This is a genomic window from Buttiauxella sp., from assembly GCF_035271705.1.
Classification (GTDB): Bacteria; Pseudomonadota; Gammaproteobacteria; order Enterobacterales; family Enterobacteriaceae; genus Buttiauxella.
Genome location: NZ_DATERI010000135.1, coordinates 22,555 through 36,238 on the forward strand (window position 1 = coordinate 22,555; position 13,684 = coordinate 36,238).

11 protein-coding genes are annotated in these 13,684 nt (G+C 48.7%); 2 read left to right on the forward strand and 9 right to left on the reverse strand.

Going from position 1 to position 13,684, the window contains the following annotated elements:
- Positions 1-109 precede the first annotated feature (109 nt).
- The 9 genes from bamA to rpsB all read right to left on the reverse strand — a co-directional run bounded on the left by bamA (position 110) and on the right by rpsB (position 10,526).
- Positions 110-2,521, reverse strand: coding sequence for an outer membrane protein assembly factor BamA (gene bamA, locus VJY99_RS12555; protein ID WP_324118898.1), 2,412 nt, complete (start codon positions 2,519-2,521; stop codon positions 110-112).
- Between the two features lie 33 nt (positions 2,522-2,554).
- Complete coding sequence (rseP, locus tag VJY99_RS12560) at positions 2,555-3,907, reverse strand: sigma E protease regulator RseP (protein WP_324118900.1); 1,353 nt, start codon at positions 3,905-3,907, stop codon at positions 2,555-2,557.
- Positions 3,908-3,918: 11 nt separating this feature from the next.
- Positions 3,919-4,776: a phosphatidate cytidylyltransferase gene (cdsA, locus tag VJY99_RS12565; RefSeq protein WP_324118902.1), complete on the reverse strand. Its 858-nt coding sequence runs from the start codon at positions 4,774-4,776 to the stop codon at positions 3,919-3,921.
- Between the two features lie 18 nt (positions 4,777-4,794).
- Positions 4,795-5,547, reverse strand: a complete 753-nt coding sequence (gene ispU / locus VJY99_RS12570; protein ID WP_324118904.1) for a (2E,6E)-farnesyl-diphosphate-specific ditrans,polycis-undecaprenyl-diphosphate synthase — start codon at positions 5,545-5,547, stop codon at positions 4,795-4,797.
- A 186-nt stretch (positions 5,548-5,733) separates the two neighbouring features.
- Positions 5,734-6,933: a 1-deoxy-D-xylulose-5-phosphate reductoisomerase gene (ispC, locus tag VJY99_RS12575; RefSeq protein WP_324118906.1), complete on the reverse strand. Its 1,200-nt coding sequence runs from the start codon at positions 6,931-6,933 to the stop codon at positions 5,734-5,736.
- A gap of 141 nt (positions 6,934-7,074) precedes the next feature.
- Complete coding sequence (gene frr, locus VJY99_RS12580; RefSeq protein WP_324118908.1) at positions 7,075-7,632, reverse strand: ribosome recycling factor; 558 nt, start codon at positions 7,630-7,632, stop codon at positions 7,075-7,077.
- Between the two features lie 171 nt (positions 7,633-7,803).
- Positions 7,804-8,529 (reverse strand): UMP kinase, encoded by a 726-nt coding sequence (pyrH, locus tag VJY99_RS12585; RefSeq protein ID WP_324118910.1) that lies wholly within the window; start codon positions 8,527-8,529, stop codon positions 7,804-7,806.
- Positions 8,530-8,672: 143 nt separating this feature from the next.
- Positions 8,673-9,524: a translation elongation factor Ts gene (gene tsf / locus VJY99_RS12590; protein WP_324118912.1), complete on the reverse strand. Its 852-nt coding sequence runs from the start codon at positions 9,522-9,524 to the stop codon at positions 8,673-8,675.
- Between the two features lie 276 nt (positions 9,525-9,800).
- On the reverse strand, positions 9,801-10,526 hold the full coding sequence (rpsB, locus tag VJY99_RS12595) for a 30S ribosomal protein S2 (RefSeq protein ID WP_183272829.1): 726 nt from the start codon (positions 10,524-10,526) through the stop codon (positions 9,801-9,803).
- A 310-nt stretch (positions 10,527-10,836) separates the two neighbouring features.
- Between rpsB and map the strand changes: the two genes are divergently transcribed.
- Entirely contained in the window at positions 10,837-11,631 is a 795-nt protein-coding gene (gene map / locus VJY99_RS12600; protein ID WP_324118914.1) for a type I methionyl aminopeptidase, read from the forward strand.
- Positions 11,632-11,693: 62 nt separating this feature from the next.
- Positions 11,694-13,684: bifunctional uridylyltransferase/uridylyl-removing protein GlnD (gene glnD, locus VJY99_RS12605; protein WP_324118916.1), on the forward strand; the 1,991-nt coding region annotated here is incomplete at its 3' end.

Genomic DNA, 13,684 nt, shown 5'->3' on the forward strand with positions numbered 1-13,684 from the left:
TACCATCCCGTATGTGTCCTTAGACACTCTTTTTGCGTGTGCCAGTTCTGCATGTAGAGAACTGGCATCAACGCGACACTGCTTATCCGCATTCCTTTGCGCAAAACAATTACCAGGTTTTACCAATGTTAAACTGGAACTGTTCCGCTTCGTCACCTTCATATTTCTTGAACGGCTGGGCATAAGAGAAGACCAATGGCCCTAACGGTGACATCCATTGCAATGCAATACCTGCTGACATACGAATGTTGCTAGGATCACTGTAATCAGGTACCCCGGCAGCTTGCATATCTGCAGTATTTTGCCAGTTTGTATCCCAAACTGTACCCATATCCACGAAGAAAGAGGTACGAACTGAGTTAGCGTACTTCTCGCTCAGGAATGGTGTTGGCGTGATAAGTTCTAAGCTTGCCACTGCCATTGCGTTACCACCAACCGCATCGTCAGATGAACAATACCCACCAGACTGATCACAGTTATCATTTCCTGCGCCGCCAATATAGACCGCTTTAGGACCAATGTTATTGGACTGGAAGCCACGGACCGTACTAGAACCACCGGCATAGAAGTTTTCATAGAACGGCAGTTCTTTGCCGCTCAGGCCATCACCGTAACCGACACGAGTACGACCTAACATCACCCATTTATGGTCATCATCGATTGGGAAGTAGCTTGCCGAATCGAACGTCACTTTGTAGAACTCGTTGTCTGAGCCTGGTACGGTAACTTTACCGTTCAGGTTCACGCGCGAGCCCTCCGTTGGGAAGTAACCACGGTCAAGTTTGTTATATGTCCAGCCATAGTTGAGCGTAAAGTCATCTGCAGCAAAACCATTGTCAGTCGAAGATGTGCTCGCAGATTGACCCATTGAATCCAGATAACGCCACATCGCAACCTGCGGCTGCATGTTGGACAGGTCGTTATGCACATACCCCATCCCCAACCGCAACGTGTTGTTTTCATTAACCGGGAAGCCAAGGGTACCGTCCACACCATAACTTTTGTTGGTGTAGTCGGAAAGATCCGCGTCATCTGCTTTAAAGTCGTTGTAGAAGACTCGACCACCGAGGCTCACACCATCAACTGTAAAGTATGGGTCGGTTAACGACAATTCAGCATATGTCTGATAATCGTTCTTGGTACCGTTGACGCCGACTGCGTAACCCGTTCCTAACCAGTTATCCTGCTGGACACCGACCTGGAAGCTGATACCACTTTCAGTACCGTAACCAATACCGAAGTTGAAGCTACCGGTGTTACGTTCTTTAACTTTGTACACCACATCAACCTGGTCAGGGCTACCTGCCACACGCTGCGTGTCAACATCTACGGTTTCGAAGTATCCAAGACGATTCAGACGTTCTTTACCTGAGTCGACAAGGTCATTACCCAGCCAGGTTCCTTCCATTTGACGCATTTCGCGACGCAGAACAGAATCTTTACTGGTGTCGTTACCTTCAAAGCGAATTTTACGTACGTAGTAACGGTTTCCGGAATCAACGTTAACATGCAGTTTAACGGTCTTATCTGCATCATTGATTTCAGGCTGCGTTTGTACACGCGGGTAAGCGTAACCATAACGACCCAACAACTTCTTGATGTCGTCTTCCATTTTGGTCACTTTAGTGCCGTTATAAAGCTCGCCCGGCTTGAGTTTTGTCAGCGTTTCAATTTCTGCTGAGTGCCCCGCCAGGTTACCGCTTACCTCAACACCAGCAATTTTGTACTGATCGCCTTCGGTCACGTTGATGGTAACGTAAATGCTTTTCTTATCAGGCGTCAGACTAACTTGTGTGGAATCGATGTTAAAACGTGCATAACCACGATCCAGGTAGTAGCTGCGCAGTGTTTCGAGGTCACCGGCAAGTTTCTGCTTCTGATATTTACGATCGCCCACCACGTTCCACCACGGTACTTCATCACGCAACTGGAAATGCGAAATGAGTTCGTCAGTAGCAAACGCATGGTTGCCTACGATGTTGATTTGCTGAATTTTGGCTGATACGCCTTCCTGGAATACCAGTTTCAGGTCAACACGGTTACGCGGCAGTGGCGTAACAACGGCTTTCACGCTGGCACTGTACTTACCAACGCTGTAATAGAAATCTTCCAGCCCTTTTTCAATATCGGCCAGGGTTGTTCTATCCAGTGATTCGCCGACACGCACGCTAGAAGCCTCGAGGTTCTGCTTAAGCATGTCGTCCTTCACGGACTTGTTACCAGAGAAGGTAATACTCGCGATTGTCGGGCGTTCTTTCACCTGAACAACCAACGTTTCACCATCACGCAGTACCCGGACATCTTCGAAGTTCCCGGTAGCAAACAGTGAACGAATAGTATTACTGATATCCTCGTCAGAGACGGTATCGCCTACGCGAACCGGCATGCTGAGGAGGGCCGCACCGACGGCGACTCGCTGCAGGCCTTCGAAATGAATATCCTTCACCACGAACCCGTCTGCACCGTATACGGTGGCGCTGCTAAACAGCAGCGACGCTATGAGCAACTTTTTCATCGCCATCGTTGTTATGCGTTCTTCCTAACCTAATTCTCTCTAAAACCGAGAGAAATCATTGAAAAGTGCAAGCCCCATCAACAGCACCAGCAATATAGAGCCAATGCGGTAACTAAAGTCTTGAACTCGCTCGGAAACCGGTCCACCTTTCAGCTTTTCAATCGCCAAAAAGAGCAGATGCCCCCCGTCCAGGACGGGTAACGGAAACAGGTTGATTATCCCCAGATTGACGCTAATTAGCGCCAGGAACATCAGATAGTAAATCACCCCAGATTCCGCTGACATTCCTGCCCCTTGAGCTATGGAGATTGGCCCACTGAGGTTATTCAACTTGATGTCACCGGTTATTAATTTTCCCAACATGTTGACCGTAAGCTTCATCAGTTGCCAGGTTTTATCCGTGGCTTCTGCTACTGCAGCAAACGGCCCATACTGGCGCACTGTTTTATACTCATCTGGTAGCGGGATAACCTTTGGTACCACACCCGCAAACCCTTCAGCTTTTGCTTTACCCGGTTTTGTATCCGGTATCAGCGTTAAAGACAAGAGCGCTCCTTGTCTTTCTATTTCTAGATCGAGTGATTGACCTGGATTGTCACGCACCTGACTAACAAATTCTATCCACTGAGTCAGTGCCGCACCGTTGACTTTAACGATCCTGTCACCAGCTTGCAAACCCGCTTTGTTCGCTGCGGAATTTGGCTGCACTTCTTGTAGTACCGTTTCAATCTGAGGACGGCGAGGCACGATGCCTAATGACGAAATCGGATCTTGCTTTTCTGGTTCAAACTGCCAGTGGCGTAGATCTAACGTTTTTTCTGTACGTAGACTTGAACCCAGTGGAGCAAATGCAACCTTCGCACTATCATCGCCAATCTTTGCCATCAACTCGAGTTGAACTGATTCCCAATCAGGCGTTTCGATACCATCTATGGCTTTAAGTTCCATGCCTGGTGCAATTTGTGCTACTGCTGCTATCGAATTGGGTATTACTTCACCAACAACCGGACGAACACCAGGGACACCAATAATAAAGACTAACCAGTATGCAAACACAGCAAAGATAAAGTTGGCAATCGGACCGGCAGCAATAATTGCAGCTCGTTGAGAAACGGTTTTGTTATTGAAAGCTTGATGGCGCAGTTCCGGGCTAACGGGTTCAACACGTTCATCCAGCATTTTGACGTAACCGCCGAGAGGAATCAGGGCAATGACAAATTCGGTGCCGTGGCTATCGGAACGACGCCAGAGCGCTTTACCAAAACCAATGGAAAAGCGCTCCACTTTGACTCCACAGCGGCGAGCAACCCAAAAATGACCGAACTCATGCACAGTAATTAACACACCCAGTGCAACGATAAATGCAGCCAAATTCCAGAGTAAGCTCAGCATATAACCTTCCGTTAAATCGTCCTGAATACCAGCAATAACAGACAGGCAAATACCGGTACTGCTGCTGTAAGGCTATCAATGCGGTCAAGGATACCACCATGACCGGGGATCAAGTGACCGCTATCTTTAATCCCTGCTTCACGCTTAAACATGCTTTCGGTTAAATCGCCCAAGACTGAAGCCAGAGCCGCGACAACCGAACAGGTCAGCAGGATAACAGGAGCCACATCCAGATTCGCCCACATGCCAAACAGCAAGGAGATTATCGCAGAAGTGAACAATCCACCAAAGAAGCCCTGCCATGTTTTGCCCGGCGAAACTTTCGGCGCTAATTTATGCTTACCAAACATTTTGCCAAACATATACGCACCGGAATCTGCACCCCAGACCAGAACCATCACATACAACAGCCAAATCGAACCGGTGTAATGGTTGGTATCGTAATGCCAGTTACGCAGGACAATCATACCCCAGAAGAACGGTACGATAGTCAACACGCCAAATACCAGACGTAGTGCTTTTGAGTTACGCCAAATCGATGCAGAGCCAGGATAGAACAACACCAGCAGCAGTGCAGCAAACCACCAGGCGAGTGATGCCCAGAGTGACGCCTCAATAAGCGGTATATGAACCGTATGCTGGTATTCAGGCAATGCAAACAGCATCACTGCCAATAACAAACCGCACAGTACAGCAAGCCATACACGTTGTGAGCGTGCTTTAAAGCCTGCCAGTTGTCCCCATTCCCAGGCAGCGAGCATACAAACTACCAGGGTGGTAATAGCAAATCCTACGGGTGGAAGCCAAAATAACGCGGCTATAACCACCGGGATTAAAATAAACGCAGAAAGCAGACGATACTTCAGCAAAGGTGACCCCCAACAGGCTTACTCACCACCAGGTGCCGTGCCGCCAAAACGACGCTCTCGATTTGCAAAAGCATGTAGTGCACCTTCAAAGTCTTGTTCATCGAAATCAGGCCAAAGAACATCTGTGAAATAAAGTTCTGCATAGGCAATCTGCCAAATCAGAAAGTTACTGATACGATGTTCTCCCCCTGTCCTAATTACTAAATCTACTGGAGCCAGTTCATTCATGCAGATTTGCTGACTTAGCAACTCTTCATCAATCTGGTCTGGGCGCAATAAGCCTTCCTGTACCTGTTCGGCGAGATGCCGCACTCCCTGAATAATATCCCAACGCCCACCATAATTGGCGGCAATGTTGAGAGTCAAACCGGTATTGGCACTGGTTAGAGCTTCGGCTTTATTAATACGTTCTTGCAGGCGAGCATTAAATCGACTGGTATCACCAATAATCCGCAGACGAACATTGTGACGATGTAAACTTTTGACTTCGCTGTCTAAAGCCCACACAAATAATTCCATCAACGCGCTGACTTCTTGAGCCGGGCGATTCCAGTTTTCACTACTGAAGGCATAAAGTGTAAGCGCATCAATACTATTATTTGCTGCAAAACTCACAGCTCGACGTACTGATTTCGCACCCGCTTTATGACCAGAAATCCTCATCTTCCCCTGTCGTTTAGCCCAACGTCCATTGCCGTCCATAATGATAGCAACATGACGTGCGCCATGGTCAGATTGTGATTCGCTTAATTGTTGGTTTGCAGACAACATAAGACGTAATTATTCCCAGATAAGGATTAAGCGGTACTCAGAATGATTTCAGCTTTTACATAAAAAAGCCGTGCTATAACACGGCTTACCTATCATTCAGTCAGAAACTTTCAACCGAAAGATGGCGCAGACTATATCACTGAAGCACAGAGCTAACAAATGGAGGTACATCAGCTGAATAAATAATCATCGGGACGCGATATGTGCCACCAGATTTCGGGCAACTTCACGCGCTTTTGCATCCACGGCAATCACATCTTCAACACTCTTCGGCTCAGTCAAATCAACACTTTCCAACACGGCTCTATTCAGCGAGGCAATCTCAGTGAATCGTAGTTGTTCGCGTAAAAAGGCTTCAACAACCACTTCATTTGCCGCATTCAGTACTGTCGTTGCGGCCTGCCCCTGCTCAAATGCATCCATCGCTAATTTCAAACAAGGATAGCGGTGATAGTCTGGTTCCATAAACGTGAAAGTGCCAATTTTACAAAAATCGAGCGGTTCAACACCGGATGATACACGCTCCGGAAACGCCATTGCATGTGCGATTGGCGTACGCATATCAGGCGCGCCTAACTGTGCCAGCACACTGCCATCGCGATAGCGAACCATCGAATGGATAACCGACTGCGGATGTATCAAAACTTCCATTTGCTTCGCTGATGCATTGAATAGCCAGCGAGCTTCAATATATTCGAGACCTTTATTCATCATGGTGGCTGAATCAACAGAGATTTTACGTCCCATTGACCAGTTCGGATGGCTACAGGCTTGATCTGGCGTCATCGTTGCCAGTGAGCCTAATGCGGTCTCTCGAAAAGGGCCACCTGACCCGGTAAGAATAATTGACGAAACGCCATTACTCTCAAGTTCAGCGTACCCGAGGTTCTGTTGGATTGGTTCCGGTAAACTCTGAAAAATCGCGTTGTGTTCACTGTCTATTGGCAGTAACTGGGCTTTACTGAGCAGGACGGCGTCCATGAAAAGGCGTCCGCAAGTCACTAACGACTCTTTATTTGCCAGTAAAACCTGCTTGCCTGCCGCAATGGCCGCAAGTGTAGGCAACAGCCCTGCAGCACCCACAATGGCAGCCATAACCTGATCAACTTCATCCAGAGCGGCCATTTCGCATGCCGCTTGCTGCCCTGCCAGAACTTCAGTGCGGCTACCTTGTTCTTTTAGCAGGCGGCGTAACTCTCCAGCAGACTTCTCATCATCCATTACGGCCCATCGAGGCTGGAACTCCAGGCACTGCTCGACCATTCGCGCGACATTTTTCCCGGCAACCAATGCCATGACGGAAAACTTCTCAGGATTATGACGAACAACGCTAAGGGTACTGGTACCGATAGATCCGGTAGAGCCAAGAATGGTCAGTTGCTTCATGAGACGCTCTGGAGTTTGAGTATTAATAATCAGATAAAAGTTTGCCGTCAGCATGACGAGCATAAAAACAAAACGCCGTAAACAATAACTGCGACGTTAGCCACAGCCTGCATACGGCGTTTGATCCGTCATATTAACGGATTAGAACTGCATCAATTCAGCTTCTTTCTCAGCCAGGGCGGTGTCTACTTTTTTGATAGCAGCATCAGTCATTTTCTGAACGTCATCCTGGGAACGACGATCATCATCTTCACTGATTTCTTTCTCTTTCAGCAGATTTTTGACTTTGTCGTTAGCGTCGCGGCGAACGTTACGAACAGCAACGCGCGCACCTTCAGCTTCGCCACGCACGATTTTGATCAGATCTTTACGACGCTCTTCAGTCAATGCTGGTAGTGGAACACGAATGTCGGTACCCGCTGAGCTTGGGTTCAGACCGAGGTCGGAAGTCATAATCGCTTTCTCAACAGCCTGGCTCAGGGAGCGATCAAACACGTTGATTTTCAATGTACGTGAATCTTCAACCGTTACGCTTGCCAGCTGACGCAGTGGAGTTGGCGTGCCGTAATACTCCACAATGATACCGTCCAGCAGAGATGGAGAGGCGCGGCCGGTGCGGATTTTACTAATTTGACTTTTGAATGCTTCAACGCATTTTTCCATACGCACTTCGGCATCTTTTCTGATATCGCTAATCACGTTACGAGTCCTTGAAAACTGGTTTATGCCAGACCACACTTTACGCCGCGATGCAGACGCTGCGAGCTAAGTATAGCCTTGTTTATTCTTGGCGCCCGTTGGGGTGCCTGTTACTCAAACTGTTCAGAGCATTAGAAACTGAATATTACCCTGATTAAGCATCGACTGAAATTACTCAGTGATTAATGTGCCTTCTTTTTCGCCCATGACGACACGACGCAATGCACCAGGTTTGTTCATATTGAACACACGAATTGGCAATTTGTGGTCTCGAGCCAGGGTAAACGCAGCAAGGTCCATAACTTTCAGTTCTTGTTCGAGCACTTCGGTGTAAGTCAGTTGCTCATAAAGCGTTGCAGTAGGATCTTTTACTGGATCGGCAGTAAACACACCATCAACTTTCGTGGCTTTTAATACGACGTCGGCTTCGATTTCTATCCCGCGCAGGCACGCTGCAGAATCGGTGGTAAAGAACGGGTTACCCGTACCGGCCGCCAGGATAACTACACGGTTGTTACGCAGTAAGCTGATGGCTTCTGCCCAGCTGTAGTTATCGCACACGCCATTCAATGGAATAGCGGACATCAGGCGAGCGTTCACATAGGCGCGATGGAGAGCATCACGCATTGCCAGGCCGTTCATGACGGTAGCCAGCATGCCCATGTGGTCGCCCACAACACGATTCATACCTGCTTTCGCAAGGCCTGCACCGCGGAATAAGTTGCCACCACCAATCACCACCCCGACCTGAATGCCCAATTCAACCAGCTCTTTAATTTCCTGAGCCATACGATCAAGGATGCTTGCATCAATACCGAAGCCTTCGGTACCTTGCAGCGCTTCGCCGCTTAGCTTGAGCAGAATGCGTTTGTAGACAGGTTTTGCATTGGTAGCCATGATTCTTTCCTGGGAACAGTCAACGAATGGGGATGGTTAATTCAGACGACATAGTGTCGCATATCAGCAAGATCTGTATCAGAGCAGACTGATTTTTAAAGCCCGATAAAAAGGAACCGCCAATTGGCGGCTCCCTTTAAAAATTAAGACTGCTTGGACATTGCAGCAACTTCTGCTGCGAAGTCAGTCTCAACTTTCTGGATGCCTTCGCCCACTTCAAAGCGGATGAAGCCAGTCACGTCAGCATTGTGCTCTTTGAGCAGCTGAGCAACAGTTTTGCTTGGCTCGATGACGAAAGGCTGACCCGTCAGAGAAACTTCACCGGTGAATTTCTTCATGCGGCCTTCAACCATTTTCTCTGCGATTTCTTTCGGCTTACCAGACTGCATAGCGATGTCCAGCTGAACCTGGTACTCTTTCTCAACAACTTCTGCAGACACGTCTTCTGGCTTAACGAATTCTGGCTTGCTTGCAGCAACGTGCATAGCGATTTGCTTAACCAGTTCTTCGTCAGCGCCAATAGCTGCAACAACAACACCGATACGAGCACCGTGCAGGTAGCTACCCAGAACGTCGCCTTCCAGAATAGCAACACGACGAATGTTGATGTTTTCACCGATTTTAGCAACCAGTGCAACACGCTCTTCTTCGAACTGTGCTTTCAGTACTTCGATGTCAGTCACTTTGCCCGCAGCAGCAGCGTCCAGTACTTTGTCAGCAAATGCCTGGAAACCACCATCTTTAGCAACGAAGTCAGTCTGGCAGTTAACTTCCAGAATCACAGCAAAGCCGTCTGCAATCTTAGTTTTGATCACGCCGTCAGCAGCTACGTTGCCTGCTTTCTTAGCCGCTTTGATCGCGCCAGACTTACGCATGTTTTCGATTGCCAGCTCGATGTCGCCATTAGCTTCAGTCAGTGCTTTTTTGCAATCCATCATGCCTGCGCCAGTACGTTCACGCAGTTCTTTTACCAGAGCAGCAGTAATATCAGCCATTCTAAAATCCTCGGTTATCTCGTAGAGAGAGATAAGCCCTGGTCCACGGTACAGACGAACCCTGGCTCAAAATAAAAAGGGGGCCTGTGCAGGCCCCCTAACCAAACTATTCAATATACCCGTTATCTTTCAAGCCACAGGGGCATTGGCTGTGCTCACTCACCCAATCACTTACCTAAGTAAGCTCCTGGGGATTCTTGAGCTTGCCGCCTGGCCGCAACTCGAAATCTAAAGGGTATACTTGGTTAATAAGAGCTCAAATAAGAGCGAACCTTATTATTCAGCTTCTACGAAGCTTTCTTCTGCCTGAGAAGCCAGATCCTGAGAACGGCCTTCACGAACGGTAGCAGCTACAGCACCCAGGTACAGGGTTACAGCACGGATTGCATCGTCGTTACCAGGGATAACGAAATCAACGCCATCTGGATCGGAGTTAGTATCAACGATAGAGAACACTGGGATACCCAGGTTGTTCGCTTCTTTGATTGCAATGTGTTCGTGATCAGCGTCGATTACAAACAGTGCATCCGGCAGACCGCCCATATCTTTGATACCGCCCAGGCTGTTTTCTAACTTCTCCAGCTCACGGGTACGCATCAGTGCTTCTTTCTTGGTCAGCTTGTCGAAGGTACCGTCTTGGGACTGGATTTCCAGATCTTTCAGACGTTTGATGGACTGACGAACAGTTTTCCAGTTAGTCAGCATGCCGCCCAACCAGCGATGGTTCACGAAGAACTGATCGCAGCTCAGAGCAGCGTCTTTTACTGGTTCGCTTGCTGCGCGCTTAGTACCAACGAAAAGGATTTTGCCTTTACGAGAAGAGATCTTGCTCAGTTCAGCCAAAGCTTCGTTGAACATAGGTACAGTTTTTTCAAGGTTGATGATGTGAACTTTGTTACGAGCGCCGAAGATGAAAGGCTTCATTTTCGGGTTCCAGTAACGGGTTTGGTGACCAAAGTGAACACCAGCCTTGAGCATGTCGCGCATGGAAACAGTTGCCATGTTTAAAACCTCTATAAAGTAATTGGGGTTAAGCCTCCACGTATCCCATATTACCGACCCCAAAGGGCACCCCGGAATATGTGTCGATACGTGTGTGTTATTTACACAAAGTGAGAGTGTTGGCTGTATCCGAAAAATCGGAATACAAGTCCGGCGCGCTTTATACCATAAAACAGACCAAGACACCAATAGTTGTTAGCAGATGCTGTGCATACGGATTCTCGATTTGGCACCGATCGCCCGCCCTGATAACATTGACCTACACTTGCTAAATTATTGTCGATATTGACGACACCAGCGGATCAAATGAATGGCTATCTCAATTAAAACCCCTGAAGAAATTGCAAAAATGCGCATCGCGGGCAGACTTGCCGCTGAAGTACTGGAAATGATTGAACCCCACGTACAACCTGGCGTCAGCACTGGCGAATTGGATCGTATTTGCAACGATTACATCGTTAACAATCAACAGGCGATTTCAGCGTGCCTGGGCTATCACGGTTACCCAAAATCCGTGTGTATCTCCATCAACGAAGTCGTCTGCCACGGCATTCCGGAAGACACTAAAATCTTGAAAGATGGTGATATCGTCAACATCGACGTTACCGTAATCAAAGACGAATACCACGGCGACACCTCAAAAATGTTTATTGTTGGCAAGTCAACAATTCTGGGTGAGCGTCTGTGTCGTGTTACTCAAGAAAGCCTGTATTTGTCACTGCGCATGGTAAAACCAGGTATTCGCCTGCGTACCCTCGGTGCGGCAATTCAGAAGTTCGTTGAAGCGGAAGGTTTTTCTGTAGTGCGTGAGTACTGTGGACACGGTATTGGCCGCGTATTCCACGAAGAACCACAAGTGCTACATTATGACGCTGATGACGGCGGTGTGGTGCTGCAACCGGGTATGACTTTCACCATCGAGCCGATGGTTAACTCCGGTGATTACCGCATTCGCACCATGAAAGATGGTTGGACGGTGAAAACCAAAGATCGCAGCTTGTCTGCACAATACGAGCATACTATTGTGGTGACAGATAACGGCTGCGAAATTCTCACTTTGCGTAAAGATGACACCATTCCAAGTGTGATTTCGCATAACGAGTGATTCGCCTGACGAAAGTCAGCAATCGAAGCCGGCTAATGCCGGCTTTTTTTATGGATGGCGACATGACCCAGAGTTTACCCGAGCAGTATGCGACCACAATGCTTCCTGAGATTTCCGGGCAACCTGAATACCCCGTCAGTTGGCCTGATTCAGAGCTTCAATGCAGCCAGATAAAAGCCCGTATCGACCTCTTCCAACAATGGCTGGGGAACGCTTTCGACAAGGGTATTTCAGCTGAAAAGCTGATGGACGCCCGCACCGAATTTATCGACCAACTGCTACAACGATTATGGCTAAGTTACGGCTTTGGCGATGCTGCTGAAACGGCACTGGTCGCGGTAGGGGGTTATGGTCGTGGGGAACTGCATCCTCTTTCCGACATTGATTTGCTGATCCTCAGCCGCAAACGCCTGACCGAATCACAAGCCCAGAAAATTGGCGAGTTGCTGACGCTACTGTGGGATGTAAAGCTAGAAGTCGGGCACAGCGTGCGCACGATTGAAGAGTGTTTACTTGAAGGTTTGTCTGATTTAACTGTGGCCACGAACCTGATTGAATCACGCTTGCTGATTGGCGATGTCGCCCTATTCCTCGAGCTTCAAAAACACATTTTTAGCGATGGTTTCTGGCCATCAGCGAAATTCTTTGCCGCCAAAATAGATGAGCAAAACGAACGTCATCAACGTTATCACGGCACCAGTTATAACCTCGAACCGGATATCAAAAGTAGCCCCGGTGGCCTGCGTGATATCCATACCTTGCAATGGGTTGCACGTCGCCATTTTGGCGCAACGTCATTAAGCGAAATGGTTGGCTTTGGCTTTTTAACCGAAGCAGAACGCAATGAACTCGATGAGTGTCAGTATTTACTGTGGCGCATCCGTTTTGCCCTGCACCTCGAAGTGAATCGCTACGACAACCGTTTGTTGTTCGACAGACAACTCAGCGTCGCCCAACGCCTGAATTACACCGGTGAAGGGAATCAGCCGGTCGAGCACATGATGAAAGATTTTTATCGCGTGACCCGACGTGTGGGTGAACTTAACCAGATGTTATTGCAGCTTTTTGACGAAGCGATTCTGGCACTGGATGCCAGCGAAAAGCCACGCCCTCTGGATGATGACTTCCAACTGCGCGGCTCGCTCATCGATTTACGCGACGAAACGCTTTTTATCCGCGAGCCGCAGGCGATTCTGCGCATGTTTTACATGATGGTGCGCAACCGGGATATCACTGGCATTTATTCGACCACGCTGCGCCATTTGCGCCATGCGCGTCGGCATCTCAAGCAACCTCTTTGCTACATTCCTGAGGCCCGTGAACTGTTCCTCGTCATCCTGCGCCACCCCGGTGCCGTGAGCCGTGCTTTATTGCCCATGCACCGCCACAGTGTGCTGTGGGCATATATGCCGCAGTGGTCGCATATCGTCGGCCAGATGCAGTTTGACCTGTTCCACGCTTATACCGTTGATGAACACACGATACGTGTGCTGCTAAAACTGGAAAGCTTCGCCAAAGAAGAGACTCGTCAAAAACATCCTTTATGTGTGGATTTGTGGCCACGTCTGGCGCATCCCGAACTGATTCTGATCGCCGCCCTATTCCACGACATCGCCAAAGGCCGTGGCGGGGATCACTCGGTACTCGGGGCGCAGGACATTGTAAAATTTGCGGAACTCCATGGACTGAATTCGCGAGAAACACAACTCGTCTCCTGGCTGGTACGCCAGCATTTGCTGATGTCAGTGACGGCACAACGCCGCGATATTCAGGATCCAGAAGTGATTAAGCAGTTCGCTGAAGAGGTACAGACTGAAAACCGCCTGCGCTATTTGGTTTGCCTGACCGTTGCCGATATTTGCGCGACTAACGAAACTTTGTGGAACAGCTGGAAACAAAGCTTGCTACGTGAACTGTACTTCGCAACCGAAAAACAGCTACGCCGCGGGATGCAGAACAGCCCGGATATGCGCGAACGTGTGCGCCATCATCAATTACAGGCGCTGGCATTGTTGCGTATGGACAACATCAACGAAGAAGCCCTGCATAATAT

Excerpts from the sequence above, each read along its gene's own strand:
- bamA (WP_324118898.1), bottom strand. The coding sequence starts at position 2,521 with ATGGCGATGAAAAAGTTGCTCATAGCGTCGCTGCTGTTTAGCAGCGCC.
- rseP (WP_324118900.1), bottom strand. The coding sequence starts at position 3,907 with ATGCTGAGCTTACTCTGGAATTTGGCTGCATTTATCGTTGCACTGGGT.
- ispU (WP_324118904.1), bottom strand. The coding sequence starts at position 5,547 with ATGTTGTCTGCAAACCAACAATTAAGCGAATCACAATCTGACCATGGC.
- ispC (WP_324118906.1), bottom strand. The coding sequence starts at position 6,933 with ATGAAGCAACTGACCATTCTTGGCTCTACCGGATCTATCGGTACCAGT.
- pyrH (WP_324118910.1), bottom strand. The coding sequence starts at position 8,529 with ATGGCTACCAATGCAAAACCTGTCTACAAACGCATTCTGCTCAAGCTA.
- tsf (WP_324118912.1), bottom strand. The coding sequence starts at position 9,524 with ATGGCTGATATTACTGCTGCTCTGGTAAAAGAACTGCGTGAACGTACT.
- rpsB (WP_183272829.1), bottom strand. The coding sequence starts at position 10,526 with ATGGCAACTGTTTCCATGCGCGACATGCTCAAGGCTGGTGTTCACTTT.
- map (WP_324118914.1), top strand. The coding sequence starts at position 10,837 with ATGGCTATCTCAATTAAAACCCCTGAAGAAATTGCAAAAATGCGCATC.